This window comes from Agrobacterium vaccinii (assembly GCF_021310995.1).
Taxonomy (GTDB): Bacteria; Pseudomonadota; Alphaproteobacteria; order Rhizobiales; family Rhizobiaceae; genus Agrobacterium; species Agrobacterium vaccinii.
The window spans coordinates 1,805,857-1,831,017 of the sequence record NZ_CP054150.1 but is presented as its reverse complement, the minus strand read 5'-3'; the positions used below and the strand labels follow the sequence as shown (position 1 = coordinate 1,831,017).

The window sequence follows — 25,161 nt, the reverse complement described above, 5'->3', positions numbered from 1 at the left end:
ATGGCTCTTCATCTCATCAAGCTTTGTGTCGGCGCAGATTCCATCGACGATCTGCGCGAATGGGTTTCCCACCGTGCGCTCACCGCGATCGCGGCTGGGCTGGAACCCCACAGCGTTCACACCACGCGCATGTTTCCCAAGCGGACGGAGGAGTTGCTGGATGGCGGCTCGCTATACTGGGTCATTAAAGGCCAGGTACAGGCGCGCCAGTCGATCCTCGATATCCGCTCCTTCAAGGGCGAAGACGGTATTTCTCGCTGCGATCTGGTTCTGGGACCGGAGGTGGTCGAAACCTCACCCGCGCCCAAGCGACCGTTTCAGGGCTGGCGGTATCTGACTGCCGACGATGCCCCGCGTGATCTCGGCGGTGCTGGCCTGCCCGAAGACATGCCATCGGAATTGAAACGCGAACTCGCCGAACTCGGCCTTCTCTAGAGCATTTCCGCTTTTCTTCGAAACGCGAAAACGCTCTATCTGTTTGTTTTAACGCATTATCCGGGCGCAAAACCGCTTCGCACTTTTGCTGAAATGCTCTAGCAACTGCGACACAAAAAAAGAGCCGGTTCCGGGGCAAGGAACCGGCTCTTTGGCGCGGCCGTCAGAAAAGCGGGGAAACGGGCCGGCCAATAAGCATTGGATGTTAGTTGATACCTGCGACGGCGTTGACGGCGCGGCCATCCTGAACCTTGACCCAGCGGCCCGGATTGGCGCTGTCTTGGCGCTTGAGGTAGGTATATTCGGTCTCGGACCAGTCCATGACCTTGTTGCGCAGGTTATCCAGAACGAAGTCGCCACGGTCGGTACGCACGGTCAGAACCGCATGGCCGGAACCGTTTGGCTGAAGGACGACCGTGATCAGCAGGTCGGAGGCGGAGATGCCCTTGTTCATCAGCATCTTGCGCTTGAGAAGAACGTAGTCCTCACAGTCGCCAACAGTTGTTGGATAAGCCCAGCGCTCTTCAACGCCGTAGATTTCCATGTCTGTCATCGGTGTGATCGTGGTGTTGACCGTGTAGTTCACGTCCAGGATCATCTTCCAGTTTTCTTCCGTCAACCGCAGCGGGCCACGGTCGCCGGATGTTGGCTGGCATTCGCTCTGGTAGGTCTGGCAAAACTCGTAGTGACCAATCGGTGGATTGGCTTTGCCCATGATGCGCATTGCGGCGGCTGGCGATGCTTCTGCCTGTGTTGCAAAGGCACCTGCGATCATTGCTGCAATCATAAATCCTAAACGGCTGATTTTTTTCATTTCTTGTCTCCCCGTTGTGAGGAGAAGAATGCCACCGATATTTTGACCGCCAGCAAATAACGGCGCTCAAATTCGACGTTAAATTTAGGAAAAACTGCGCTTTATTTGATGTTGTTTTTAGCTGTATTTGAGCAAAATTTGATTCAAATTTTATCGTTTCGATTATGATTTCTATTGGAATTTATCCTTAAGTTGCTGTAAAATATGGTCTCTTAACCGCTTTTGGTTAACGCGGCAGGGCACCATTCAACCTTGTGCGGCCCCTTAAACTATTCTTTGACTATACTTGTCCCAATGCATTTGCATTCTGAACGCCAGATGAACAATTATCGGGTGTAAAAATCTATCAAAGGTTGCGTTTCGAGATGCATTTTCAGCCAATTTTTCCGGATATTTTTCTGAAATTTCTTCGTTTTCCCGCAATGGCACAGTTTTTTCTGCATTTCGGGTTCAAAAAACTGCGCGTCAAGGCTCGCTGTCGGCAATTTCGGGCACAAAAAAACCGGCTGACGCGAGGCGTAGCCGGTTGTTTAGAGCGCGGGTCGGTGGATTATAGAAATTCTATTAGCGCATCGCGCGACTGGACCGCGTCGAACTCGATGGCGACGCCTTCCATGAAGTGGCGCACGATCCGGCCAGCCATATTGCCCAGCCGCACATTGCTGCCCATGGCAGGGCGAATGTCGATTTCGACCGCAGCACCTGATAGCGAAAGGTCGATGATTTTGCATGGCGCGATATTGCCGTCGCTCAGCATCAGGTCGGCGCGCGGGTTGCGCGGTGTCAGACGGTCGTGGCGGCGGTCTTCCGGCAGGCCGAGGGCATGGCGCTTGGCAATCCAGGCCAGCTGTGCAGCCAGCTTCTCACGCTTGCGCTCCGTGCCCATGATGGCGATGGTGAAGCCATCCGCCGTCAGTGCCTTGACGATACCTTCGACGCGTCCGATGTGCTGGAGATAGGCAATGATACGGTCGCCATTGCGCGGTCGCACGAAGCAGGTGATGCGTGCCGTCTCTGCCGTCATTTCGTGCGCGGTGCAATCATACTCGTCCTGCGACGGCACCATCAACCGGCCAGTCAGTGCCACAGGCAAAACCTCGGCAGCAGGCGACGATTCCACGGAGCGGGCGGCAAATGCGACGGTGGTTGAGCGGGATGAGAACATGGGCAGCACAGTAAAGAGGAATGATCCCCCTTCTTTACAGATGTCGAGTTAACAGACCGTTCTGTAACTAACGCCGATTATAATTGTAGGTTCTTATAATGAAACAGACCGATCCAAAGAAAAGCCGAAGTCTGTCCGCTGCGCCATCAACTGCACCGATGTTTCCTCCAGCAGGCGGCTGCGCGTCAAGGCGAGCGGCTTGAAGGGCTGGCCGAAATCCACCAGCGGCGGATCGGAAATCAGGGCGCCCAGCAGGCGCGGCGGAAAGTGCGGCTCCGCCTCCAGCGGCAGCAGCAACATTTCGAAAGCCTGCGCGACATGGCCGCTGACGCTTTCGGACCAGATGTCGAAAACCACGGGCCGCTCGTGCTGCAATACGCCATTGGCAATGCGGCAGGCGTCTTCGGCGGCATCCGGTTGCCATATCATCGAAAAAGGCGTGTCGCGCAGTTCGCGGCTGAACAGATTGTAGAGACGCGTTCCGGTCAGGCGGAATACGGGCGCGTCATCGCCCGCATCGGTCAGCACGAAGAGGTCGGGCAGCACATGGCGGATATGCGACGGGTCGATCTCGCTGCGCAAAGGTGCCGCGCGCTCGCCGCGCAACGCATCCCAATAGGCGTAGATCTCCAGACTTGCATTTGTCTTCATGACACGGTCTCCGGGCCGCCGCACCTGTGTCGTTTCGGGACACAAGCCGTCTTGATGTGCGGTGCTGAAGATGTCCAAGCGATTTCCATGCCACGCGTCTGGTCAACAAAAGGCACGACGGCATTTTTAGTTGCAGGTGCGCGCCCTTGTCGGTGCTTCTTTTTCTCGCAGCGTTACTATATTGCTCCCAATGGCTTTTGCGGAACGCGAGACGAGGAGAAGACGGGCTGATGACGCATAATGACGGTGAACGGCCCGAAGTGGATGAGCTAGAGCAGGCGCAGGCCACGCAGAAAACCCCTGTTTTCAACCTGCCTGGCGCGCTCGTCGCCGTCATTGCGCTGATGGTCGTCATCCATGTGATCTCGTCCTATGTCCTGTCGGATGATGGTTACGGCTGGTTCCTGTTCACCTTCGGCTTCATTCCCCTGCGCTACGCCACGGCACTGTCGCAACAAGGTCTGGAGTGGCTGTGGACGCCCATCACCTATTCGCTTTTGCATGGCGGCATCGAACATATTCTTTTCAACAGCCTCTGGCTGATGGCTTTCGGTGCGCCGGTGCTGCGCCGAATCGGTACGTCGCGTTTCATTTTGCTCTGGTGCATTTCGTCAGCCGTCGCCGCCTTCGGCCACGCATTCCTGCATTGGGGTGATCCAACGGTGCTGATCGGCGCATCCGGTGTCGTCTCGGCGCTGATGGGCGCGGCGTGCCGCTTCGTGTTTCCCGCACGCGGCGGACGCTACCACCCGTCGCTTGGCCATCTCCTGCCGCGTCAGGGCATCCTCCAGTCTCTGTCCAACCGAACGGTGCTTATCTTCACGCTGATGTGGCTGTTCGGCAATGTGCTGATTGCTGTCGGCATTCCCCTGTTTGGCGATGCTGGCGGCGAAGTGGCGTGGGATGCGCATATCTTCGGCTTCCTGCTGGGCTTCCTGTTTTTTGCACTGTTCGACCGCAAACCTGTGGACCGCCAGTTTGCAGATACAATCGATTGAGCTTTGCCAAGCCGCTGAAATCTATTGATTTCGATGGTCCGCTGGCGCACCATTGGCATCCAGCCTGACCGTGCGTTTGTGGAGGAGACGCGGCGCGCGGTGTCTAGGACCGTCGGACAAGGAGGACAATATGCCTGTATTTGTGAAAGAGCTTCTCGATCTCAAGGGCCGCGATGTGGTGACTGTCGATCCCGGCATGTCGCTGGGCGATGCCGCCGTGACCCTGCACGAACACCGCATCGGTGCGGTCGTGGTGGTCGATGAGAAGGGCGCCATTCTCGGCATTTTCACGGAACGCGACATGGTCAAGGCCATCGCCAGCCATGGCGCAGGCGCATTGCAGGTAACAGTGGCAGATGTCATGACCAAGAACGTGACGCGCTGTCACGAAGGCTCCACCACCGACGATCTCATGGAACTCATGACCGGCGGCCGCTTCCGCCACTTACCCGTAGAAGCCAGCGGCCGCCTCGTCGGCATCATCTCCATCGGCGACGTGGTGAAGGCCCGTATCAGCGAGGTGGAGGCCGAAGCGGAGCATATCAAGGCTTATATTGCGGGGTAGGGGCGTCCTCGCTGTCACTCTGGAATCGACCTGCCGCTGTCTTAAATGGCACGGCATTTTGGCCTTTCCAGTAAATTGGTAATAGACGGCAATACACCTCTGCCGTCATCCTCGGGCTTGTCCCACTGCTGTCCGGTTTAAATTTGTAGACACGGCGCACGGTGTTGATTCTATTCGTATTCAAGCGTTTGGCGACGATTTGGACACGAAAGAGAGGCAACACCGTGCGGCATCACAATAGCGTTTTTCATGATCTTTTGAAGCGCATTTCCTGGTCGACCTTCGAGCGGCTTGTGGATGAGCATGGCACCGACAAGCATATCCGGCGATTGTCCACCAAGAGCCAGTTGATCGCCCTGCTGTATGGGCAACTGGCCGGTGCTGTCAGCTTGCACGAGATCGAAGGCGGTCTGGAAAGCCATTCGACACGCCTTTATCATCTCGGCGCACGCCCGGCCTCACGTTCGACGCTGGCTGATGCCAATGCCAAACGCTCAAGTGCGGTCTTTACCGGTCTGTTTGCCGAGCTGGTCACACGAGCTGGGCGCGGGTTGCGACGGGCCGTCGGCGAGGCGACCTATCTGATCGATGCCACGAGCCTTCGCCTTTCCGGTGCAGGATCGCAATGGGCGCGGTTCTCCCATAAGGCGTGCGGAGCCAAGGTCCACATCGTCTATGATGCGGGCGCAGAGCGACCGATCTATGCCGCCGTCACACCCGCCAATGTCAATGACATCACCGCCGCCAAGGCCATGCCGATCGAACCGGGCGCGACCTACGTCTTTGATCTGGGCTATTATGATTTCTCGTGGTGGGCCAGGATGGATCAGGCCGGATGCCGCATCGTCACCCGCTTCAAGTCCCATACACCCTTGACGGTGTTGCATGAGCAGCCGCTGGAGGACGCGGATGCAAACGGTGGTCGCATCCTGTCGGATCGCATTGGTCTGCTGCCTGCCCGTCAGGCCGGCAACCGCAAGAACCCGTTCAGCGACCCGGTTCGCGAGATCACGGTGCAAAGCGATACCGGCAAGGTGCTGCGGATCCTGTCGAACGATCTCGATGCCACTGCGCAAGAGATCGCCGATCTCTACAAGCGTCGCTGGGCTATCGAGCTGTTCTTCAAATGGGTCAAGCAGACCTTGAAGATCAAGCACTTCCTGGGTGTCTCAGAAAACGCCGTGCGCATCCAGATCACCGTGGCCCTCATCGCTTTCCTGCTTCTGCGCATGGCGCAGGCAGACCAGAAGACCATCAAAAGCCCCTGGGCCTTCGCCCGCCTCGTGCGCGCCAACCTCATGCATCGAAAAAGAACAGACCGTCTTCTAAAACCACCCAACAGCAGCAGATGCCACAATGACCAGCTGATGCTCCAATGGACATAAGTTTAAACCGGACAGCAGTGGGCTCGTCCCGAGGATCTAACTCACCCCGACATTCAACGTGGTCAGATCCTCGGGACAAGCCCGAGGATGACGGCAGTCGAGGTGGCGCCGCTGGATTTCGGCTCAAGGCCGAATGACGGAGGGAGGGTGCCTTCCGACACAATCACCCCTGAAACACCTGCTGCATCCGTTTCAGTTCCGGTATTCTCGAGCGCGCTTCCTCATAACCGCGCTCGATTGATTCGGCGGCGCGGTGGAATTCCGACAGGCCTATGTGGTTGATGCGCGGATGCAGCGCCAGGTCCGGCGGGTCACCGGCGAGGCGCGAGCGGGAAATCCTGTCCTGAATGATGTTGAACGCTTGCACCATGACGCCGGGAAGGCCCACGCGTGCTGTCTCGGATGGTGCTTTGGGCAAGGGTTCTCCGCTGGCTTGCCCTGCACCGTGCTTGACCACCGCGGAGCGTCCGAAAATGTCGTAGTTGAGGTTCACCGCCACCACCAGCGTCTGTTCATAGGCGCGGCAGACGGAGACAGGCACCGGGTTGACCAGTGCGCCGTCGATCAGCGTTCTGCCGTTGCAGCGGACAGGCTCGAAAATGCCAGGAAGAGCGTAGGATGAGCGCAGCGCCGTGATCAGGTCGCCCTGGTGCACCCACACTTCGTGGCCAGTTTTAAGCTCCGTTGCCACGGCAATGAAGGGGTGTCCCAGGTCTTCGATGTTGAGGCCGACAAGGTGCTCCTGCATGCGTTTGGTCAGCCGCATGCCGCCGAACAGGCCGCCGCCGCCAATCGTCAGGTCCAGCAGGCCTGCTATGCGGCGCATGGTGAGCGATCGCGCGAATTCTTCGAGTTCGTCCAGCTTGCCTGCCAGATAACAGCCGCCAACCAACGCGCCGATGGAGGTGCCCGCGATCATGCCGATCTGCACGCCCGCCTCATCCAGCGCCCGCAGAACTCCGATATGGGCCCAGCCACGTGCGGCACCGCCACCCAGTGCCAGCGCAATGCGGTTATCGGGAATTTTGGGCAGGGGCGCAGAGTTTTGCTGTTCGACCTTTTCCAAGGCCGCCATCGCTGCCGGATTTTCGCGGTTCAATCCCCAACCCAACATCCATTTCACTCCCAAGCAGATGCACTCAATCTGTAGTTTACTGTGCCAACTCCTATAATAATCGTAACAAGAGCGCAGGGAATGGAAATAATCAGTTTTTCGGAGTGCCGTAGGTTTCCGCCGGGTCGAAGTGCCGCGTTTCGTCAGTAACGGTCGTGATTGCCTGACCGTTTTCCAATGTCACAGTCCTGTAAAAGCAGGAGCGGCGACCCGTGTGGCAGGTTGCATCGTGGCCTGCGACTGAAACCTTCAGCCAGATGGCATCCTGATCGCAATCGGTGCGCAGTTCCCGCACGGTCTGCAGGTTGCCGGAGGTCTCGCCCTTCTTCCAGATTTTATCGCGCGAGCGGCTGTAATAATGCGCGATGCCTGTTTCGAGCGTCAGCGATAGCGCCTGCGCATTCATATGCGCCACCATCAGCAACTCGCCGTCCTTGATGTCGGTCACGACGGCGGTGACGAGGCCGTGGGCATCGAATTTCGGTGTGAAGGCACCTGATGACTCAAGCTCTTCCTTGTCCGCAGGTGCGGGCGGAAATATCGAAGACATGGGAACCTCTGATGACAAGCGGCAAAGAATTGCCTTGGCAGAAATCAAAAAGGGCGGCCCGCGCCGCCCTGTCAGATCGATTTTAATCTTAGCGGTTGTAGACCATCGTCATGAACCGCGCCTGCTGCGCCGGTTCGGACTTGAATGTGCCGGTGAAGCTGGTCGTCAGCGTGGTGGAGCCCTGCTTCTGCACGCCGCGCATGGACATGCACATGTGCTCGGCATCGATCATCACGGCCACGCCGCGTGGCTTCAGCGTCGTCTCGATGGCCAGCGAAATCTGCGCCGTCATCGTTTCCTGCGTCTGCAAGCGGCGGCCGTAGATTTCGACCACGCGGGCAATCTTGGACAATCCCAGAACCCGTCCTGCTGGCAGATAGGCGACATGCGCCTTGCCGACGATGGGCACCATATGGTGTTCGCAATGCGAGTAGAACGGAATGTCGCGCACGAGAATAATGTCGTCGTAACCGCCGACTTCCTCGAAGGTGGTGCCCAGAACGTCGCTGGCATTCAGATCATAACCGCCGAAGAGCTCACGGTAGGACTTGGCCACGCGCTTGGGCGTATCGAGCAGGCCTTCGCGTTCGGGATTGTCGCCCGCCCAGCGAAGCAGAACGCGCACGGCGTCTTCGGCTTCCGCCTGTGTGGGGCGCGTATCGACCGCGTCGTTCTTTGTGCCTGCACCGGGGAAATTCTTCACGATAGCATCCATCTTTTTGGTCTCCCGGCACGGTTGAAAATCCGCACCTGAATATTAGGTTACGGCATGAGTACAAAGTTGCCGCGCCTGCTATCTGGTTGGTTTCAGGCAATTTGGCAAGTCTGTGGTCACGAAAACGGTGACGGAAGGATTAAATTCACCGCACCTTGATGACGACGATGTGTCGTAACATATAATGGTGACGCCCGTGCAGAAAAGCCTTGCCACTGATGACACAGTGTTTGAAAAATCAATCCTGCGCGAATGGACCAGCCAATGGACGATATTTACAACAACCGTATTCTCGAATTCGCCGGCAATATTCCGCTGACCGGTCCCATGCCGGATGCGGATGCCAGCGCGCAGAAACATTCCAAGCTCTGCGGCTCCAAGGTCAAGGTTTACGTCAAGCTTGCCGATGGTGTGGTCACAGATTTTTCCCATGAGGTCCGCGCCTGCGCGCTGGGTCAAGCCTCGTCCTCCATCATGGCCAACAACGTTGTCGGCGCAACCAGCGGCGAAGTGCGTCAGGCACGCGCCGATATGCTGGCCATGCTGACGGCAGGCGGCGAGGGGCCGGAGGGCCGCTTTGTGGATATGCGCATCCTGAAACCCGTCAAGGATTACAAAGCCCGTCACGCCTCGACAATGCTCACCTTCGATGCCATCTGCGACTGTCTCGACCAGATCGAGGCCGAGCAGCGCCTTCCGGCTTAAGCTGTGTGCAACGACCCGAACTGCCAGCACCCCGACAAGACGCCGAAAACCCGCAACTGGTCAGGCTCCTTTGCCAAAACGCCGGGACGTCTTCTCGGCATGGGCCTTATCCGCTTCTACCAGCTCGCCTTCTCCGGCTTCGTCGGCAATTCTTGCCGCCACATTCCCACCTGTTCCGAATATGGCTATGAGGCTTTTGCGCGCCATGGCCTCTGGGCAGGCGGATGGTTGACGCTTTTTCGTGTCGCCCGCTGCGGACCCGGTGGGACGAGCGGACTTGATCCGGTCGTGGAAAAATTGGACGATACATATGTCTGGTGGGCACCATGGTCCTATTGGAGGCAGGCCAGAAAGCAAACCAACACAGGGGGATAAGCACGTGCCTATGCCGATGGAGTACCGTCAGGCGTCGGTGGATTTCGACCGGTTCATGGAAGACCTGAAAGAGGTTTCCATGCTGAGTACATCGCATCAGGCCTACACGATGTTACAGGCAGTGCTTCAGGTGTTTCGCCGCAGATTGACGGTGCAACAGGCATTGGACTTTGCGAACGCATTGCCGCCGGTTCTACGTGCTATCTTCGTCAGCGATTGGGACGTCAGCGAAGAGAGGCGTGCATTCGGCAGCGAAACCGAAATGATGATGGAAGTTCGAGCGCTGCGCCACAACCATAATCTCTCGACCGATTCTGCCATTCGGGATGTAGCAGAAGCTTTGGGGCGGAACGTAGACCCGGATGCTTTCAATCGAACCCTTTCGAAGCTGCCGCAGGAAGCCCGGGCCTTCTGGCGGTTGCCCGCGCTTTCTTAAAATTCTTTACTCAGCGCGGATTCCACATTATCACCCGCGCGTTCACATTCCGGCGTCAGCCGGTCAACAGCACCACCCGCATTCGTTGGCGGGACTGGACAGGAGAATTATGATGTCAGACGCCGTTTCCCTAACATTTCCCGATGGCTCCGTTCGTCAGTATGCCCCCGGCACGACTGGACGCGATGTTGCCGAATCCATTTCCAAGTCGCTTGCAAAGAAAGCCGTCGCGATTGCGCTGGATGGCACTGTGCGCGACCTCTCAGACAACATCGTCGATGGCAAGATCGAGATCGTCACCCGTGATGACAAGCGTGCTCTGGAACTGATCCGCCACGATGCAGCCCACGTGATGGCCGAAGCCGTGCAGGAACTATGGCCCGGCACGCAGGTCACGATCGGCCCCGTCATCGAAAACGGTTTCTACTACGACTTCGCCAAGAACGAGCCCTTCACGCCGGAAGATCTGCCGAAGATCGAAAAGAAGATGAAGGAAATCATCGGGCGCTCCAAGCCGTTCACGCGGGAAATCTGGAGCCGCGAAAAGGCCAAGGAAGTCTTCGCTGCCAAGGGTGAGAGCTACAAGGTCGAACTCGTGGATGCCATTCCCGAGGGGCAGGACCTGAAGATCTATTATCAGGGTGACTGGTTCGACCTTTGCCGTGGCCCGCACATGGCCAACACTGGACAGATCGGCACGGCCTTCAAGCTGATGAAGGTTGCCGGTGCCTATTGGCGTGGCGACAGCAACAACCCGATGCTGACGCGCATCTACGGTACCGCATGGGCCACGCAGGACGAGCTGGATCAGTATCTCCACATTCTGGCCGAAGCCGAAAAGCGCGATCACCGGAAGCTCGGCCGCGAAATGGATCTGTTCCATTTTCAGGAAGAAGGTCCGGGCGTCGTCTTCTGGCACGGCAAGGGCTGGCGCATGTTCCAGACCCTGACGGCCTATATGCGCCGCAACCTCGAAGGCACCTATCAGGAAGTCAACGCGCCGCAGGTTCTGGACGCTTCGCTGTGGGAAACCTCGGGGCACTGGGGCTGGTACCAGGAAAACATGTTCGCCGTTAAATCGGCCTATGCGTTCACGCATCCGAAGGACGAGGAAGCGGATAACCGCGTTTTCGCGCTAAAGCCGATGAACTGCCCTGGCCATGTTCAAATATTCAAGCATGGGTTGAAGTCTTACCGCGAACTGCCTGTTCGCCTTGCAGAATTCGGCAACGTCCATCGCTATGAAGCCTCCGGTGCGCTGCACGGCCTGATGCGCGTTCGCGGCTTCACGCAGGACGACGCCCACGTTTTCTGCACGGAAGAGCAGATGGCGGCGGAATGCCTGCGCATCAACGATCTCATCCTGTCGGTCTACAAGGACTTCGGCTTCGAGGAAATCGTCGTCAAGCTCTCCACGCGCCCTGAAAAGCGCGTCGGCTCCGACGAAGTATGGGACCGCGCCGAAAGCGTCATGACCGATGTTCTCAAATCCATCGAAGAAAAGTCCGAAGGCCGCATCAAGACCGACATTCTGCCGGGTGAGGGCGCGTTTTACGGGCCGAAGTTCGAATACACACTGAAGGATGCCATTGGGCGCGAATGGCAGTGCGGCACCACGCAGGTGGACTTCAACCTGCCGGAACGCTTCGGTGCCTTCTACATCGATCAGGCCTCGGAAAAGCGCCAGCCGGTGATGATCCACCGCGCCATCTGCGGCTCGATGGAACGCTTCCTCGGCATTCTCATCGAGAACTTCGCCGGTCACATGCCGCTCTGGTTCGCGCCGCAGCAGGTCGTCGTCGCAACGATAACGTCTGATGCAGACGATTACGGTCGTGAAGTTGCCGAAGCCCTGCGCGATGCGGGCCTCTCGGTTGAAACCGATTTCCGCAACGAGAAGATCAACTATAAGGTCCGCGAACACTCGGTCACCAAGGTCCCGGTCATCATCGTCTGTGGTAAGAAGGAAGCCGAAGAACGCACCGTCAACATCCGCCGCCTGGGCTCGCAGGCCCAGACGTCGTATGCGCTGGACGAAGCGATTACCAACCTCGTGGATGAGGCGACACCACCGGATGTGAAGCGCAAGCGTGCGGCGAAGGCTGCTAAGGCGAATGGCATCGTAGCCTGAGGCGATACTCTCAACGTTATCCTCGGGCTCGTCCCGAGGATCGACTACCGGGCGATTTGGGATCGTTCAAACTTTGGAAGTGCTGACGCGTCCGGCTCGGACGGCGGCTGCCAGGCTCTTTTTTATTTCCAGAAAGAAATCTTTGGGTACGTTCCGTAGTCGCAGCGAGAGGGATTGTTTGGTAGTGGTTTGATACGGTCTGAAGGCCACTCGAACCGATTGACCTCGCTCAGCCGAACGTAACTGATGTCCTCGTCCAAACCTATTGCTTTGCAGATGTCTTCGGGTATCTGCAACGATTGGTCTTCTTCCCCGATATCTGGGTAGGAATGAGTAATGGGAACAACCGTTACAATGCCGGTTTCACTCGAGGCCAGAACGATGGCGCACGGTCGTTCTTTCCTTAAATGGTTTCTGTGCCAAGTGTAATCAAACCGGATGACGAGACCCGGAGTAGGGTCTGGCAGGTTCACTTGGATACGACGCCATACTCTGCGTTTTCAATCTCGTTAAGCAGCCGGTCATCGATTTCGCTAACATGAAGCACCTGTACTTCACGTCGTTTGAGGCGGTTGAAATGCTCAAGTTCTTCTGCGCTAATATACGCGCCCACAACACGGCTATGCGACGTGACCTCGATCACTCCGGCCTCATGCACTGCTTCACGAATTCGTCCAAAGTGACGAGAGAAATCTGATGCGGGTATTTGGAGCGCTGAACCCATAATCTATCTCCTTATTGATAGATAAATTACGTATTTTACGTAATTTTGTCAATGTGGGAGGTTTATTCTTCAGCAATAGGCCAACGGAACACCGAGAACAACTAAAGCGCCGCCTCGATCCTATTCAAAATCACCCATCGTATCATCCGGGGCTTGGTCCTTCATCAGCACTTCCACGTCCGAATCCTGCCCTGATGCGATCTTGAAGTTGCGTTGGTAGACCTTGTCCTTGTTGCGAGCGATGGCCGTGTATTCGCCGTCGGCTAGCACCATGGTGGAGAAGGCGCTGACGCTTTCGTTGACGAGGTCGCCGGAGCCCGTCAGCACCGACCATGCCGTATCGGCAATCGCTTCGCCGCCATGTTCGGACACGAGTTTCAGCGTGACCTGTGCGGCGTGGTGCTGAAGCGTTGCTTCCGTCAGCTTGCCTGCTTCCACCTGAATGTCGGCGCGCACGACTGCGTTGATGCCGCCATACTCGGAGACGACGTGGTAAGTGCCTGCGTTGAGGCGGATCACGGTGTTTGGTTTGACATCGGACATCACCAGACGGCGCTCGCCATCTTCCTGCGTGTCGGAGGAGTAGACCGAAAATTTCAGCTGGCCCGGTGAGATGCGCTTGTCGGTTCCGGCCACCGCGTTTAGCACGAAGCCACCGGCATCGAGGATCAGTACCTGCTTGTCGATCTTGCCGCTGGCAGGCACATTCAGCTTCTTTGTCACGCCTGCGCGGCCAAAGGAGACGTTGACGAAGTAATCGCCCGGCGACAGGTGGAACTCGGCAGAGCCGCCGTCGGAGCTTGCCAGCATCGGCAGCTTGCCGTCAGGGCCGGGGATGGGGCTGAAAACACGCCATGCCAGTCCTTCCATCATCGGCTCGCCTTCATTGGTCAGCTTGGCTTCCATGACGATATCGCGGGAGGTGGTTTTTTCGACATCCGGTGCCGCAGGCGCGGTAAACGCGTTGAGCTTCGGCATTTTCTGCGTGCCGCCAAGCTGTTTGAAGTCCTTGAATGCATCCTGCGAAAAGGCAACGCCCATTGGCAGCGCGGTCGAAACGAGTGCCACGCATAGGCCGGTCGCAATTTTGATGGACGTCATTTCTCTCAACCGCATTGACTTCTTGTTCTTCGAGGACCACTTCAAACGCCACCCGGTGGCTATTTCAAGGCCCTTGATTTCATATGTACGACAATGGAACGCTTCTGTCATGAAAGACAATATCTCCCTCATCGATTATTTGAATGTCCGCCGTTCGACCCCGGCATTGCAACTGACCGAGCCGGGTCCTGATACGGCAGAGATCGAGGAAATTCTGCGCCTGACAGTGCGCGTGCCCGACCATGGAAAGCTGGCACCTTGGCGTTTCATCGTTTATCGCGGCGAAGAGCGTCAGCGGCTGGGCGAAGCCGTCCTGAAGCGGGCGCTTGAAAAAACACCTGATATCGGTGCCGATTATCAGGAAGTCGAACGCACGCGCTTTACCCGCGCGCCCGTCGTTGTCGCCGTTGTCAGCACAGCCGCGCCGCATGTCAAAATCCCGGAATGGGAACAGGTCATGTCCGCAGGCGCGGTCTGCCTTAATATGCTGTTTGCAGCCAATGCTAACGGTTATGCTGCCAACTGGCTGACGGAATGGGTGTCTTATGACGAAGCCCTTTTCCCGGCACTGGGCGTGAATGCTGGCGAGAAGATCGCTGGCTTCATCTATATCGGCTCCACCACATTTCCGGCAGTCGAGCGTCCTCGCCCTGAATTGGCCGATGTCGTGACATGGGTGGGTGAGGCCTGATGTTTTACGCAACCGATACCAACCGCCACGGTCTGCCGCATGATCCGTTCAAGGCCATCGTCGCGCCGCGCCCCATCGGCTGGATCGGCTCGAAGGGCAGGGATGGCACGCTTAATCTCGCGCCCTATTCCTTTTTCAACGCCGTGTCGGACACACCGAAACTGGTGATGTTTGCCTCCAGCGGCCATAAGGATAGCGTGCGCAATGTCGAGGAAACCGGTGTTTTCACCGCAAACCTCGTCAGTCGGCATCTGGTGGAACAGATGAACGCATCGTCCGCGCCGGTCGAGTACGACGTGAACGAATTCGACATCGCCGGTCTCACACCCAAGGCTGGCGAGTTGGTGGATGCGCCCTATGTGGCAGAGGCCTATTCCGCACTGGAATGCCGGGTCACGCAAATCATTCGCCCTGTGGATGTCGATGGCGTCGAAGCGCAGACCTGGGTCGTATTCGGCCAGGTCATGGGCATCCATCTCGATGAGAGCGTCATCGAAAACGGGCGCATCGATATGGCCCGCGCCCGCCCCATCGCCCGCATGGGTTACCGCGATTATTGCGATGGCGGGACGGATGTGTTCCAGCTCACACGTCCCGGCCAGCGCTGAAGGTCTTAGACCTGTAGCCTAACTTTAGGGCGCCGCCATCACACACCCACTTCCGTCATCATAGGGCTTGTCCCTAGGATCTACCGACGTAGCATCCGCAGAAGCGTGGTTAGATACTAGGGACAAGCCCTAGGATGACGGAAAGAAAAATTGTTTCGAACCTCGATCAAACCACCACCCAGTTAATGAATATGGTGAACCAAACGTAAACCTTTTGCCCCTAGGTTCGACACAGAGGCAGAGCCCGATTCACATCGCGTCGATTCTGCCAGATACAGTCGGTATGTCTGGTGTTGGGGCGCAGGGTGATCGTACAAGCATTTCTTCGGTGGTCTGAAAAGGCGCGGTCTGGCGACAGGTCCAAGGCAGCGACGGCACTTGCGCAGGCTTATGTGCAATCCACCCTGCCGCAGGACCGGCAAGACAGCGCCTATGAGGCGATGACCTTTCTGCTGGACGATCCATCGCCCAAGGTGCGGTTGGCGCTGGCCGAAACTCTGGCCTATTCGCCCGTTGCCCCACGTCCCATCATTTTTGCACTGGCCGAAGACCAGCCGGATATCGCCTGTGTCGTCATCATCCATTCGCCCGTGCTGCGGGAGACGGATCTTGTCGATCTCGTCGGCAACGGCACGGCCACGACCCGCTCCATGGTTGCCGCCCGTCCGTTTCTGGAGCCGGGCGCCTGTGCGGCCTTGGCTGAAATCGGCGATCTCATGGAACTGTCGATCCTGCTGGAAAACAGCAGCGCGCGCATCACGCCGTTTACGCTGCGGCGCGTTGCCGAGCGCTATGCGCAGGATGCTGAAATCCGCGACCTCCTGCTGCACCGTGACGATCTTCCCGCTGATGTGCGCTACGCCATCGTCGGCCATATCGGCGCAGCGCTGGCCGCGTCAAACCTTGTCTGTTATGCCATGCAGCCCGCACGCCTGTCCGGCGTCATCCGCGATGCGTCGGAAGCTGCAACCGTGCTGATCGCGGGCGATGTGACGGGGGAGGCCATGCCGCTTCTGGTCGAGCATCTTCGCGCAAGGGGCGATCTGACGCCCGCTTTCCTGATGAACCTGCTCTGCTCCGGCAAGCTGGCATTCTTCGCCGAAGCCATCTCCAACCTGTCTGGCCTTGATGAGCGGCAGGTGCGCTCCATTCTGGCCACAGGTCGCCACCACGCCATGAAGGCACTGTTCCAGTCCACCGGGCTGTTCGGTGCCGTGCTGGATATCTTCATGGAAGCAACGTTGCTCTGGCGCCAGGTGGCTGAGACCCCTTATGCCAACCCGGTTGCCGAGCTGTCCTCCGGCCTTCTGGCGAAATTTTCCGACACCAGCGCCGATGCGACCATGCGCGAGCTTGTCCATATGGTCGAAAAACTCCAGATGGCCCAGCAGCGCAGCCGCGCCCGTTCGCTGAATTCCACCCTGGTCGCCGAGGCCGCCTGACGTTATTTCGACAGTCGACGGGCGATCCAGGAATAGCTGTCTTCCACCATGCGCACCGGCTTGCCCAGCACTTCCTTCACACCCTCTGTTGATGGCAGAATGCGGCGTACGCGGGTGATGGCTTTCTGTGTCAGCGTCTGTTCTTCCTGCGGCGCAAGCGCCGGTGGCACAGCCGTGTCGGGCGTGTGCGGATCGGCCTTGGCGATATCCGTCTTTGGCTCTTCCGGCGTTTGGCACACGGCAACAATCACCGGATAATTCGCATTCACGAACTGGCCGAGCTTGTTTTCCGATTCGGCATCGCACAGTTCGATACTCGTCCAGCGCTGCTGCAGCGTGGCGATGTGCTGGCAATCGGTTGCGGTGTCATCGCAGCCCAGAATGGTCATCAAAACAAGCGCTGTTCTCATTGTCGCTCTGTTGCCTCTCGCAGAAGAATTGTCTTAAGACGTGTCCATGATCTAGCGAAATTGCAGTCTTAATGCGACGCAAAGATCGGACTTCGCAAAATATTAATGGGAACCAGCATGCCAGTCGAAATCAAGCTTGAACCGCCACGCCAGCCAGACGTGCTGCGCCTCATGGAAATGTCGAACGCCTATATGGCATCGCTCTATCCGGCGGAAAGCAACCATATGGTCGATATCGATACGCTGGAAAAGCCCGCCGTATCCTTCTTCGTGGCGCGCAATGATGGCGAGATCGTCGGTTGCTGCGCGCTGGTGGAGGCGGGCGATGGCACGGCAGAAATCAAGCGCATGTTCGTCGATCCCTCGGCGCGTGGCCTGCGGATCGGCCAGATGATGATGGACGCACTGATTGCGCGCGGGCAGGGCCTTGGCCTCTCTGCCATCCGGCTCGAAACCGGCATCAGCCAGCCGGAAGCCATAGGGCTTTACCGCAAGGCGGGCTTTACCGAGATCGAGCCATTCGCGCCCTACAAGCCCGATCCGCTCAGCATGTTTATGGAGATGAAGCTCTAGGACGCCGTCTTTCGCAGCGGCGGTGGCTCGACAATGTCTGCCTTCGCCTCGATCGTCTCACCCTCGACGGCCGAAATCTCGACTTCGCGGACCCATTCACGCCACACGGCAACCAGCAGCGCCATCAGCACCGGGCCGATGAACAGGCCGAGAAAGCCCATGGTTTTGACGCCGCCTACCAGACCGAAGAAGGTCGGCAGGAAGGGCAGCTTGATGGGCCCGCCGACGAGGCGCGGACGAATGGTCTTGTCGACGATGAAGAGTTCCACCGAGCCCCATGCAAACAGGGCGATGCCAGCGCCGACAGAGCCGCTGGCAACGAGATAGAACGACACCAGCGTGAACGACAGAGGCGCGCCGCCGGGGATCAGCGCCATGACGCCGGTCAGAACACCCAGCGTGACGGGTGAGGGAACGCCCGCAATCCAGTAGGCCACGCCTAAAATAATGCCTTCGCCGATCGCAATCAGCGTCATGCCTGTGACGGTAGAGCTGATGGTGGCGGGGACGACACGGGAAATACGCTCCCAGCGCGTCGGCAGAATGCGCTCTCCCACCAGATCGATCTGACGGGCAAAACTGACGCCGTTGCGATAGACGAAAAACAGCGCGATCAACATGAACAGCAGCGTCAGAATCAGGTGGAATGCACCATTACCGGCGGCCACGATGGCGCGATAGATGTTGCCGATATTCGCACCGCTGACGAGCTGTATGACTTCGCCGATGGCACCCGGCGTGCCGACATAGCGCACCCACTGTTCGCTCATCCACGCGCCGACGCCCGGCAGTGCTGCGATCCAGTCGGGCACCGGCGCGCCGACCTTGTTGACCTCCACGGCCCAGCCGAACCACTCGCGGATTTCGCTTGCGGTGTAGGAGGCTGCGATGAAAATCGGCACGATCAGAAAGGCGATGATGAGAAGCAGCGCAATCGTCGCGCCAATGGAATTGTTGCCGCCAACCCGGCGCAGCAATTCCCGGTAAACCGGCCAGCTGGCAAAACCGATGACCAGCGCAGCCAGAACCGGCACCAGAAACCCGTAGAAGAAGTAGATACCAGCAGCGACAATCAGAACCAGAAGCCAGCGGGCAGCGGAAATGGATGGCACGAGCGCCGTGCGCGCATGTGTGGCCGGACCAAGCCATCTTGGTTCGCTGGTCTTTCTTTGATTGTCTGCGTTACTCACCAGCGTCTCTCTCGCATTCCCCTGAGAATTGCACTCTGCCATCATTTAGCGTGCAGATCACAGCATATTCCATCAGCATTTCGTTTTTATATTGTCCTTCGCTTTTATTGCACGATTTTGGTAAAAATAACGCAACATGCCTTGGCCTGTTCTAACAAATATGAGACTTGAGGTCACATTTTAGAACTCTGCGGCGAAACAGGCCGCTCTGGACGTGGTCATGCTCAGCCGTTTCTTTTCCTATTATCGTCCCTATCGTGGGTTGTTCATTGTCGATTTCGCCTGCGCCATCCTTTCCGGCCTTCTGGAACTAGGCTTTCCCATGGCGGTCAAGGTCTTCGTGGATGTATTGCTGCCCGCCGGGGATTGGCAGATCATCATGCTGGCCTCCATCGGCCTTCTCGTCATCTATGTCGTCAACACCGGGCTGATGGCCATCGTCACCTATTGGGGGCACATGCTGGGCATCAATATCGAAACCGATATGCGGCGACACGCCTTCGACCATTTGCAGAAACTGTCCTTCCGATTCTTCGACAATCAAAAGACCGGCCATCTCGTCGGGCGGTTGACCAAAGACCTCGAGGAAATCGGCGAGGTCGCTCACCATGGCCCTGAAGACCTGTTCATCGCCATCATGACCTTCATCGGCGCGTTCTTGCTGATGCTGTCCGTCAACGTGCCACTGGCCCTGGTTACCGCGGCCATCGTGCCGATCACCGCGTGGGTTACCAGCCGTTACGGCACCCGCATGACCAACAATTTCCGCTCGCTTTACGGTCGCGTCGGTGCCTTCAACGCGCGAATCGAAGAAAATGTCGGCGGCATGCGCGTCGTGCAGGCTTTCGCCAATGAAGACCACGAGCGTGCCTTGTTCGAAAAGGACAATCAGCGTTACCGCCAGACCAAGCTCAATGCCTACAAGATCATGGCCGCCAGCACCTCGCTCAGCTATATGAGCATGCGCCTGACGCAGATGATAATCATGATCTGCGGCGCGTGGTTCGTGTTGACGGGCGATCTCACTAATGGCGGCTTCGTCGGCTTCCTGCTTCTGGTCAACGTCTTCTTCCGCCCGGTCGAAAAGATCAACTCCGTCATCGAGACCTATCCCAAGGGCATCGCCGGTTTCCGCCGCTTTACCGAACTGGTCGATACCGACCCGGATATTGCCGATGCGCCCGGCGCCATCGAGGCGTCCCACCTTCGCGGTGAAATCGCTTACAGCGATGTCAGCTTCGGCTACAGCGACGGCAAGCAGGTCCTGAACAACATTGACCTTACCATCCGCGCAGGCGAAACCGTGGCCTTCGTCGGACCTTCAGGCGCTGGCAAGACGACACTGTGCTCGCTGCTGCCGCGATTCTATGAGGTGACCGGTGGCGCAATCAGCATCGATGGCATCGATATCCGGCAGATGACGCTGACCTCGCTGCGCAGCCAGATCGGTATTGTCCAGCAGGACGTGTTCCTGTTTGGCGGCACGATCCGCGAAAACATCGAATATGGCCGCCTTGGTGCCAGCGAAGCCGACATCTGGGAAGCAGCCCGCCGCGCGCGGCTGGATGACGTCATCAAGGATATGCCAGAGGGTATGGATACGGTCATCGGCGAACGCGGCGTGAAACTGTCCGGCGGGCAGAAACAACGCATGGCGATTGCCCGCATGTTCCTCAAAAACCCACCCATCCTCATTCTGGATGAAGCAACCTCGGCGCTGGACACCGAGACCGAACGCGCCATTCAGGCTTCACTTGCCGAACTCGCCAAAGGGCGCACCACCCTCGTCATCGCCCACCGCCTCGCCACCATCCGCGACGCCTCCCGCATCGTGGTGGTCGACGAAACCGGCATCGTGGAAACGGGCAATCACGGAGAACTGCTGGCAGGCAAGGGGCCGTATAGTCGGTTGTATGAGGCCCAGTTTGGGGCTCAGTTGCTGGTTTAGCAGGCGGAAGCCGTCGGTCATTTAAAGCCGTCTGCTCACCTCAAAGGTTGCGCCTGTGTTTCCAGCCCGACATTTGGCTCCGGCTTGCCCGGATGCGATGTCACCAGATAGGTCACGGCCGTGGCGCTGGCAGCTACGATCAACACGCCGATGACGATGAATGTCAGGGTCCAGGGCTTGGATTTGCGGCGGGACCAGACGATGCGGCGGCCGCGTAGCCGTTCCTTATCCTTGTTGTTGTGATATTCCGGCCCGAGATTTTCGGTGTTGGACATCGGCTTCCTCACTTTTCGTTCGCATAAAACCCGAACGCGCGAGCGTGGGTGAAGTTCAATTCCGCTCTTTCCGGCCTTGCACTGCCGTTTTCCCACGGTCATGCTGCGGCAATAGACTGAACTCGACGCCTGCCCGATGGAGACCTGAATTGATTGCCGATCCGCGTGCATTTCTGGAAAAGCTGTTCGTTGCCGCGGTCAAGGCCGCGGACCCTTATGAGGCGATCCTGCGTCACCTTCCACAGCCACCCAAGGGGCGTACCGTAGTGGTCGGTGCTGGCAAGGCGGCGAGCCAGATGGCGCAGGCTTTCGAGCGGGCATGGACGCACCCGTTCGATGGGCTGGTGGTGGCCCGCCATGGGCCGATTGCCCAGTGTGAGCGAACGCGGGTCCTGCAATCTGCCCATCCGGTGCCGGATGATGCCGGTATCGTGGCAGCACAGGCTTTGATAGCGCATGTCGGTGGCCTCAGCGAAAACGATCTGGTGATTGCGCTGATCTCCGGTGGCGGTTCGGCGCTTCTGCCGGCACCTCCGCAGGGCTTTATGCTGGCGGATGAGATTGCGCTCAATCAGGCGCTGCTGGCATCCGGCGCGCCGATCTCGGCCATGAATGTCGTGCGCAAACATTTCTCGCGCATCAAGGGCGGCAGGCTGGCGGCCTTGGCGCATCCGGCCCGTGTCGTCAGCCTCGTCGTTTCCGATGTCCCGGGCGATAATCCCGCCTTCGTCGCATCCGGCCCCACAGTGCCGGATGCTGGCAATGCCGAGGACGCAATGCGGGCTATCAGAGATTTTCGCATTGATCTTCCCGAACCGATCCTTCGCAGCATCGCTGCCGCATCAGCACCGCAAGCGACCGACCCCGCCTTTGCGCGCAACGAAGTGCACCTCATCGCATCCGCCAGCGTTTCCCTTCAGGCGGCAGCGGCGCTCGCGCGCGAGCACGGCGTCCACCCGCTCATCCTGTCAGACAGTATCGAGGGCGAGGCGAAGGACATTGGCCGCATGCATGCGGCACTCGCGCGAGAGTTTGCTGCTGGCGATGCCTTCGACAAGCCTATGGTGATTCTCTCTGGCGGGGAGACCACGGTCACGATCGGCAGCGGCGGCTATGGCAAGGGCGGTCGCAACACGGAATTCCTGCTGTCTGCTGCGCTGGACTTGCAAGGCGTTGACGGAATTACCGCACTGGCTGCCGATACCGATGGCATAGACGGCTCCGAAGACAATGCCGGTGCGTTCTGCGATGGCGACACCATCACCCGCATCCGCGCCGCCGGTGGCGATGCCCGCGCGCTGCTGTCAGCGCATGATGCATGGACGGCGTTCAATCTCGCCGGAGACATCTTCGCGCCCGGGCCAACGGGCACGAATGTGAATGATTTCAGAGCTTTTCTGCTAAGCTAAACGCAAATCTCTCTCTGTTTTGAAGAAATACACATTAAAATTCAATGCCTTGTGCGAATTTTGAAAAATCTCGATTTTTTCGCAGATTCTTTTCTCAATGGTCCCTGAACCCATGCCTAGAATATCCTCGTCTTCACAGCCGGGTGTATCGCGAGACACTGCGGCGACTGGGAACCGGTACTCTCAAGTCATTGCCTGTAACGTGCGGGCGGTGGTGGCGGGTGCCGTGACTGACCGGTGTGCTGATGCCACGTTGTTCCGAAGCCATTGGGCATTCGGGCCAGCGAGCAGCAACAGTTTGCCAAACCGGGGGCAGGGTGCTGGCTGGATCATTCACGGTCCCAGCCACACCCGATCCTTCGATAGACTGGAATGAGGACTGCCCGGAGGCCACGCAGATGCGGACGCCAACGACACACATACCAGAAGACATCACCGCATCTGCGTGTGTTTTCCAGGGTCGGATAAGTCATGCCACGGGCGCCTGCGCGCCGCGTGAACGGCGAAGCCTATCCACCGCAATATCACAGTCTTTGATCATCGAAGTCTTTGCAAAGAACGTGATTATGATGATATTCTGATTGCAAATTCACCAGGCGAAGGGAGGCGCGGACGTGAAAACCACGATACTGTTCAAGGAAGACCATTTCGTTCAGTCGGATGCCGCGCGCAAATACAAGCGCACCGGTGCCAATGATAACGTTCGCAGTCTGGAATTCGAGATGGAAGGACAGGAGCGGGACTGGCGGGCGCTGGCTCTCGTCGCCACCATCGTCTGCGGATTTGCCGCCTTCATCTTCATGCCGCTGTGGTGAGCGGCGCAAGCGCACCTCTTTGCACTTGAAAAAGCCCGCTTCGGCCTTTAGCCCGTAGTGAAATCATAGGGCGGTATGGGTAAGCTGAAGCATGGCAATGAGTGAGACGGTCGATACTGTGCCGAGAGCCTTTCTCGGCGTAGAGCGGTCGGCAACGGAACAGCGCTGGATGTCGCGGCTGGATCAGGCCGGGCAGAACCGCGCGCTGGCCATGGCGCAGGTTCACGGCATTCCCGAACTCGTCGCCCGTGTGCTGGCCGGACGCGGTGTGAGTGTGGATGACGCGCTCGCGTTCCTCGACCCCACCATCCGTTCCCTGATGCCCGATCCGCATACGCTGACAGACTGCGAGAAGGCCGCAGAACGCATCGCCACCGCCATCAAACGCAACGAAAAAGTCGCGATCTTCGGCGATTATGACGTCGATGGTGCGGCATCCTCAGCGCTCATGTACCGCTTCCTCCACCATTTCGGGCTGGAACCGGAAATCTACATTCCCGACCGGATTTTCGAAGGTTACGGCCCCAATCCCGCCGCCATGCAGCAGCTCGCGGCCAATGGCGCGACACTCATCATCACCGTCGATTGCGGCTCCACCAGCCACGAATCGCTGACAGCGGCGCGAGATGCGGGAACCGAAGTCGTTGTTATCGATCACCACCAGGTCGGCACCGAACTGCCGCCAGCGGTGGCGCTGGTCAATCCAAACCGCGAGGACGATCTGTCGGGGCAGGGGCACCTCTGTGCCGCAGGTGTCGTCTTCCTCGTTCTCGTGGCAACATCGCGCGTGTTGAAGGACCAGCGGGACAGCCGCGCCTACACGCTCGATCTCCTGTCCTTTCTCGATATCGTGGCGTTGGCAACGGTGTGCGATGTCGTGCCGCTGAAGGGTCTCAACCGTGCCTATGTGGTCAAGGGCCTCATCGCCGCACGCCATATGAACAACGCAGGCCTTGCCGCCCTATTCAAGAAGGCTGGCCTTGGCGGTCCCGTCACGCCCTACCATTTCGGCTTTCTCGTCGGCCCGCGCATCAACGCAGGCGGACGCATCGGCGATGCCGCACTCGGCAGTCGTCTGCTGACGCTGGATGATAGCAGCCAGGCCGAGGTGATCGCCGAAAAGCTGGACGAGCTGAACCGCGAGCGTCAGGCCATGGAAGCCGTGATGCTGGCCGAGGCCGAGGCGGAAGCGCTGTTCGAATATGGAGATGGCAGCGGCGCCGGTGTCATCGTGACAGCAAGGGAAAACTGGCACCCCGGCATCGTCGGCCTTCTCGCCTCACGCCTCAAGGACCGTTTCCGCCGCCCGGCCTTCGCCATCGCCTTCGATTCGCAGGGCAAGGGCAGCGGTTCTGGTCGCTCCATCAATGGTTTCGATATGGGCCGCATGGTTCGCAATGCCGTGGAGGCCGGTCTGCTGGTCAAGGGCGGTGGCCACGCCATGGCAGCAGGTTTGACGGTAGAACGTGCCAATCTCGGTCGGCTCAGAACATTCTTCGAAGAAGCCGCTCAAAAGGCCGTGTTTCAACTGGTGGAAAACAGCGTGTTGAAGATCGATGGTGCGATTGGCGCGTCCGGTGCCACGCTCGATCTGGTCGAGCAGATGGAACAGGCAGGCCCCTACGGCTCCGGCCACTCCCAGCCCATTTTCGCCGTGCCCGCGCACCGCCTGCGCGACGTGCGCGTGGTCGGCACTTCGCATGTGAAAATCACGCTGGAAGCACTGGATGGTTCCCGCCTCGACGGCATCGCCTTCCGCGCCGCAGACGCCCCATTGGGCCACATGCTGATGAACGCCCGTGGCCGTCAAATCCACGTTGCAGGCACGCTGGGTGCCGAGCAGTGGCAAGGCCAACGCAAGGTGCAACTGCGCATTCTGGACGCTGCATTGGCACCATGAGACTGTTCTTTATATATTTGAAGTTGCGCGCAACAT

At 58.4% G+C, this 25,161-nt stretch carries 27 protein-coding genes; 16 read left to right on the top strand and 11 right to left on the bottom strand.

Annotated features, from left to right (window positions below):
* Positions 1 to 435: a DUF1489 family protein gene (locus HRR99_RS09185; protein WP_111838064.1), complete on the top strand. Its 435-nt coding sequence runs from the start codon at positions 1 to 3 to the stop codon at positions 433 to 435.
* Between the two features lie 205 nt (positions 436 to 640).
* On the opposite strand, the gene HRR99_RS09180 is transcribed toward HRR99_RS09185, so the two are convergent.
* The 3 genes from HRR99_RS09180 to HRR99_RS09170 form a co-directional block, all read right to left on the bottom strand.
* A complete protein-coding gene (locus tag HRR99_RS09180; RefSeq protein ID WP_233121299.1) occupies positions 641 to 1,249 on the bottom strand; it encodes a transglutaminase-like cysteine peptidase in 609 nt (202 codons plus the stop codon).
* 550 nt (positions 1,250 to 1,799) lie between these two features.
* Positions 1,800 to 2,414: a PilZ domain-containing protein gene (locus HRR99_RS09175; protein ID WP_233121297.1), complete on the bottom strand. Its 615-nt coding sequence runs from the start codon at positions 2,412 to 2,414 to the stop codon at positions 1,800 to 1,802.
* A 93-nt stretch (positions 2,415 to 2,507) separates the two neighbouring features.
* Positions 2,508 to 3,065, bottom strand: a complete 558-nt coding sequence (locus tag HRR99_RS09170; RefSeq protein WP_233121296.1) for a PAS domain-containing protein — start codon at positions 3,063 to 3,065, stop codon at positions 2,508 to 2,510.
* A 230-nt stretch (positions 3,066 to 3,295) separates the two neighbouring features.
* On the opposite strand from HRR99_RS09170, the gene HRR99_RS09165 reads away from it, so the two are divergent.
* The 3 genes from HRR99_RS09165 (at position 3,296) to HRR99_RS09155 (ending at position 6,013) form a co-directional block, all read left to right on the top strand.
* Positions 3,296 to 4,063, top strand: a complete 768-nt coding sequence (locus HRR99_RS09165) for a rhomboid family intramembrane serine protease (protein ID WP_233121294.1) — start codon at positions 3,296 to 3,298, stop codon at positions 4,061 to 4,063.
* Positions 4,064 to 4,193: 130 nt separating this feature from the next.
* The gene (locus HRR99_RS09160) at positions 4,194 to 4,628 is read left to right on the top strand and encodes a CBS domain-containing protein (protein WP_111838069.1); all 435 of its coding nucleotides are present in this window, start codon (positions 4,194 to 4,196) and stop codon (positions 4,626 to 4,628) included.
* 224 nt (positions 4,629 to 4,852) lie between these two features.
* Positions 4,853 to 6,013 carry an IS4 family transposase gene (locus HRR99_RS09155; protein ID WP_233121293.1) on the top strand — a complete coding sequence of 387 codons (1,161 nt, stop codon included), beginning with the start codon at positions 4,853 to 4,855 and terminating at the stop codon, positions 6,011 to 6,013.
* A gap of 163 nt (positions 6,014 to 6,176) precedes the next feature.
* Here the strand turns inward: HRR99_RS09155 and HRR99_RS09150 are convergent, their stop codons facing one another.
* The 3 genes from HRR99_RS09150 to folE form a co-directional block, all read right to left on the bottom strand.
* Complete coding sequence (locus HRR99_RS09150) at positions 6,177 to 7,127, bottom strand: patatin-like phospholipase family protein (RefSeq protein ID WP_233121291.1); 951 nt, start codon at positions 7,125 to 7,127, stop codon at positions 6,177 to 6,179.
* A 91-nt stretch (positions 7,128 to 7,218) separates the two neighbouring features.
* A complete protein-coding gene (gene hisI, locus HRR99_RS09145) occupies positions 7,219 to 7,677 on the bottom strand; it encodes a phosphoribosyl-AMP cyclohydrolase (protein WP_233121289.1) in 459 nt (152 codons plus the stop codon).
* Between the two features lie 88 nt (positions 7,678 to 7,765).
* Entirely contained in the window at positions 7,766 to 8,392 is a 627-nt protein-coding gene (gene folE / locus HRR99_RS09140) for a GTP cyclohydrolase I FolE (protein WP_233121287.1), read from the bottom strand.
* Between the two features lie 264 nt (positions 8,393 to 8,656).
* On the opposite strand from folE, the gene HRR99_RS09135 reads away from it, so the two are divergent.
* The 4 genes from HRR99_RS09135 to thrS all read left to right on the top strand — a co-directional run bounded on the left by HRR99_RS09135 (position 8,657) and on the right by thrS (position 12,039).
* Positions 8,657 to 9,097 (top strand): iron-sulfur cluster assembly scaffold protein, encoded by a 441-nt coding sequence (locus HRR99_RS09135; protein WP_111838444.1) that lies wholly within the window; start codon positions 8,657 to 8,659, stop codon positions 9,095 to 9,097.
* Positions 9,098 to 9,100: 3 nt separating this feature from the next.
* On the top strand, positions 9,101 to 9,472 hold the full coding sequence (gene yidD / locus HRR99_RS09130; protein ID WP_233121286.1) for a membrane protein insertion efficiency factor YidD: 372 nt from the start codon (positions 9,101 to 9,103) through the stop codon (positions 9,470 to 9,472).
* Positions 9,473 to 9,482: 10 nt separating this feature from the next.
* The gene (locus HRR99_RS09125) at positions 9,483 to 9,908 is read left to right on the top strand and encodes a DUF2267 domain-containing protein (RefSeq protein WP_233123466.1); all 426 of its coding nucleotides are present in this window, start codon (positions 9,483 to 9,485) and stop codon (positions 9,906 to 9,908) included.
* A 112-nt stretch (positions 9,909 to 10,020) separates the two neighbouring features.
* The gene (gene thrS / locus HRR99_RS09120; RefSeq protein ID WP_233121284.1) at positions 10,021 to 12,039 is read left to right on the top strand and encodes a threonine--tRNA ligase; all 2,019 of its coding nucleotides are present in this window, start codon (positions 10,021 to 10,023) and stop codon (positions 12,037 to 12,039) included.
* Positions 12,040 to 12,508: 469 nt separating this feature from the next.
* Here the strand turns inward: thrS and HRR99_RS09115 are convergent, their stop codons facing one another.
* Positions 12,509 to 12,763, bottom strand: a complete 255-nt coding sequence (locus HRR99_RS09115; RefSeq protein ID WP_111838075.1) for a type II toxin-antitoxin system prevent-host-death family antitoxin — start codon at positions 12,761 to 12,763, stop codon at positions 12,509 to 12,511.
* Positions 12,764 to 12,883: 120 nt separating this feature from the next.
* Positions 12,884 to 13,864, bottom strand: a complete 981-nt coding sequence (locus tag HRR99_RS09110; protein WP_233121282.1) for a hypothetical protein — start codon at positions 13,862 to 13,864, stop codon at positions 12,884 to 12,886.
* Between the two features lie 109 nt (positions 13,865 to 13,973).
* Between HRR99_RS09110 and HRR99_RS09105 the strand changes: the two genes are divergently transcribed.
* From HRR99_RS09105 to HRR99_RS09095, 3 genes are all read left to right on the top strand, one after another.
* A complete protein-coding gene (locus HRR99_RS09105) occupies positions 13,974 to 14,555 on the top strand; it encodes a nitroreductase family protein (protein WP_233121280.1) in 582 nt (193 codons plus the stop codon).
* Positions 14,555 to 15,163 (top strand): flavin reductase family protein, encoded by a 609-nt coding sequence (locus HRR99_RS09100; protein WP_233121278.1) that lies wholly within the window; start codon positions 14,555 to 14,557, stop codon positions 15,161 to 15,163. Before HRR99_RS09105 ends, HRR99_RS09100 begins: the two co-directional genes overlap by 1 nt.
* A gap of 290 nt (positions 15,164 to 15,453) precedes the next feature.
* A complete protein-coding gene (locus tag HRR99_RS09095) occupies positions 15,454 to 16,605 on the top strand; it encodes a DUF2336 domain-containing protein (RefSeq protein WP_233121277.1) in 1,152 nt (383 codons plus the stop codon).
* Positions 16,606 to 16,607: 2 nt separating this feature from the next.
* Here HRR99_RS09095 and HRR99_RS09090 read toward each other — a convergent pair whose 3' ends face one another.
* Positions 16,608 to 17,015, bottom strand: coding sequence for a hypothetical protein (locus tag HRR99_RS09090; protein WP_233121275.1), 408 nt, complete (start codon positions 17,013 to 17,015; stop codon positions 16,608 to 16,610).
* Positions 17,016 to 17,132: 117 nt separating this feature from the next.
* Between HRR99_RS09090 and HRR99_RS09085 the strand changes: the two genes are divergently transcribed.
* A complete protein-coding gene (locus HRR99_RS09085) occupies positions 17,133 to 17,588 on the top strand; it encodes a GNAT family N-acetyltransferase (RefSeq protein WP_233121273.1) in 456 nt (151 codons plus the stop codon).
* On the opposite strand, the gene HRR99_RS09080 is transcribed toward HRR99_RS09085, so the two are convergent.
* Positions 17,585 to 18,778: an AI-2E family transporter gene (locus tag HRR99_RS09080; protein ID WP_233121272.1), complete on the bottom strand. Its 1,194-nt coding sequence runs from the start codon at positions 18,776 to 18,778 to the stop codon at positions 17,585 to 17,587. The genes HRR99_RS09085 and HRR99_RS09080 overlap by 4 nt on opposite strands.
* Positions 18,779 to 18,998: 220 nt before the next feature.
* Here HRR99_RS09080 and HRR99_RS09075 point away from each other — a divergent pair, with 220 nt between their 5' ends.
* Positions 18,999 to 20,726 (top strand): ABC transporter ATP-binding protein, encoded by a 1,728-nt coding sequence (locus tag HRR99_RS09075; protein ID WP_233121270.1) that lies wholly within the window; start codon positions 18,999 to 19,001, stop codon positions 20,724 to 20,726.
* Positions 20,727 to 20,761: 35 nt separating this feature from the next.
* Here HRR99_RS09075 and HRR99_RS09070 read toward each other — a convergent pair whose 3' ends face one another.
* A complete protein-coding gene (locus HRR99_RS09070) occupies positions 20,762 to 21,001 on the bottom strand; it encodes a hypothetical protein (RefSeq protein WP_233121268.1) in 240 nt (79 codons plus the stop codon).
* A 149-nt stretch (positions 21,002 to 21,150) separates the two neighbouring features.
* On the opposite strand from HRR99_RS09070, the gene HRR99_RS09065 reads away from it, so the two are divergent.
* The 3 genes from HRR99_RS09065 to recJ all read left to right on the top strand — a co-directional run bounded on the left by HRR99_RS09065 (position 21,151) and on the right by recJ (position 25,125).
* Positions 21,151 to 22,410 carry a glycerate kinase type-2 family protein gene (locus HRR99_RS09065; RefSeq protein ID WP_233121267.1) on the top strand — a complete coding sequence of 420 codons (1,260 nt, stop codon included), beginning with the start codon at positions 21,151 to 21,153 and terminating at the stop codon, positions 22,408 to 22,410.
* A gap of 614 nt (positions 22,411 to 23,024) precedes the next feature.
* Positions 23,025 to 23,225 (top strand): hypothetical protein, encoded by a 201-nt coding sequence (locus HRR99_RS09060; protein WP_233121265.1) that lies wholly within the window; start codon positions 23,025 to 23,027, stop codon positions 23,223 to 23,225.
* A gap of 97 nt (positions 23,226 to 23,322) precedes the next feature.
* Positions 23,323 to 25,125 (top strand): single-stranded-DNA-specific exonuclease RecJ, encoded by a 1,803-nt coding sequence (recJ, locus tag HRR99_RS09055; protein ID WP_233121263.1) that lies wholly within the window; start codon positions 23,323 to 23,325, stop codon positions 25,123 to 25,125.
* Positions 25,126 to 25,161 lie beyond the last annotated feature (36 nt).

What these genes read in the sequence shown, in the direction of transcription:
- HRR99_RS09110 (WP_233121282.1), bottom strand. Translation starts at nt 13,864, where the DNA reads ATGACGTCCATCAAAATTGCGACCGGCCTATGCGTGGCACTCGTTTCG.
- HRR99_RS09125 (WP_233123466.1), top strand. Translation starts at nt 9,483, where the DNA reads ATGCCGATGGAGTACCGTCAGGCGTCGGTGGATTTCGACCGGTTCATG.
- HRR99_RS09070 (WP_233121268.1), bottom strand. Translation starts at nt 21,001, where the DNA reads ATGTCCAACACCGAAAATCTCGGGCCGGAATATCACAACAACAAGGAT.
- HRR99_RS09085 (WP_233121273.1), top strand. Translation starts at nt 17,133, where the DNA reads ATGCCAGTCGAAATCAAGCTTGAACCGCCACGCCAGCCAGACGTGCTG.
- HRR99_RS09135 (WP_111838444.1), top strand. Translation starts at nt 8,657, where the DNA reads ATGGACGATATTTACAACAACCGTATTCTCGAATTCGCCGGCAATATT.
- folE (WP_233121287.1), bottom strand. Translation starts at nt 8,392, where the DNA reads ATGGATGCTATCGTGAAGAATTTCCCCGGTGCAGGCACAAAGAACGAC.
- HRR99_RS09090 (WP_233121275.1), bottom strand. Translation starts at nt 17,015, where the DNA reads ATGAGAACAGCGCTTGTTTTGATGACCATTCTGGGCTGCGATGACACC.
- HRR99_RS09160 (WP_111838069.1), top strand. Translation starts at nt 4,194, where the DNA reads ATGCCTGTATTTGTGAAAGAGCTTCTCGATCTCAAGGGCCGCGATGTG.
- HRR99_RS09100 (WP_233121278.1), top strand. Translation starts at nt 14,555, where the DNA reads ATGTTTTACGCAACCGATACCAACCGCCACGGTCTGCCGCATGATCCG.
- HRR99_RS09105 (WP_233121280.1), top strand. Translation starts at nt 13,974, where the DNA reads ATGAAAGACAATATCTCCCTCATCGATTATTTGAATGTCCGCCGTTCG.
- HRR99_RS09175 (WP_233121297.1), bottom strand. Translation starts at nt 2,414, where the DNA reads ATGTTCTCATCCCGCTCAACCACCGTCGCATTTGCCGCCCGCTCCGTG.
- HRR99_RS09075 (WP_233121270.1), top strand. Translation starts at nt 18,999, where the DNA reads ATGCTCAGCCGTTTCTTTTCCTATTATCGTCCCTATCGTGGGTTGTTC.
- HRR99_RS09115 (WP_111838075.1), bottom strand. Translation starts at nt 12,763, where the DNA reads ATGGGTTCAGCGCTCCAAATACCCGCATCAGATTTCTCTCGTCACTTT.
- hisI (WP_233121289.1), bottom strand. Translation starts at nt 7,677, where the DNA reads ATGTCTTCGATATTTCCGCCCGCACCTGCGGACAAGGAAGAGCTTGAG.
- thrS (WP_233121284.1), top strand. Translation starts at nt 10,021, where the DNA reads ATGTCAGACGCCGTTTCCCTAACATTTCCCGATGGCTCCGTTCGTCAG.
- HRR99_RS09165 (WP_233121294.1), top strand. Translation starts at nt 3,296, where the DNA reads ATGACGCATAATGACGGTGAACGGCCCGAAGTGGATGAGCTAGAGCAG.
- recJ (WP_233121263.1), top strand. Translation starts at nt 23,323, where the DNA reads ATGAGTGAGACGGTCGATACTGTGCCGAGAGCCTTTCTCGGCGTAGAG.
- HRR99_RS09180 (WP_233121299.1), bottom strand. Translation starts at nt 1,249, where the DNA reads ATGAAAAAAATCAGCCGTTTAGGATTTATGATTGCAGCAATGATCGCA.
- HRR99_RS09185 (WP_111838064.1), top strand. Translation starts at nt 1, where the DNA reads ATGGCTCTTCATCTCATCAAGCTTTGTGTCGGCGCAGATTCCATCGAC.
- HRR99_RS09150 (WP_233121291.1), bottom strand. Translation starts at nt 7,127, where the DNA reads ATGTTGGGTTGGGGATTGAACCGCGAAAATCCGGCAGCGATGGCGGCC.
- HRR99_RS09170 (WP_233121296.1), bottom strand. Translation starts at nt 3,065, where the DNA reads ATGAAGACAAATGCAAGTCTGGAGATCTACGCCTATTGGGATGCGTTG.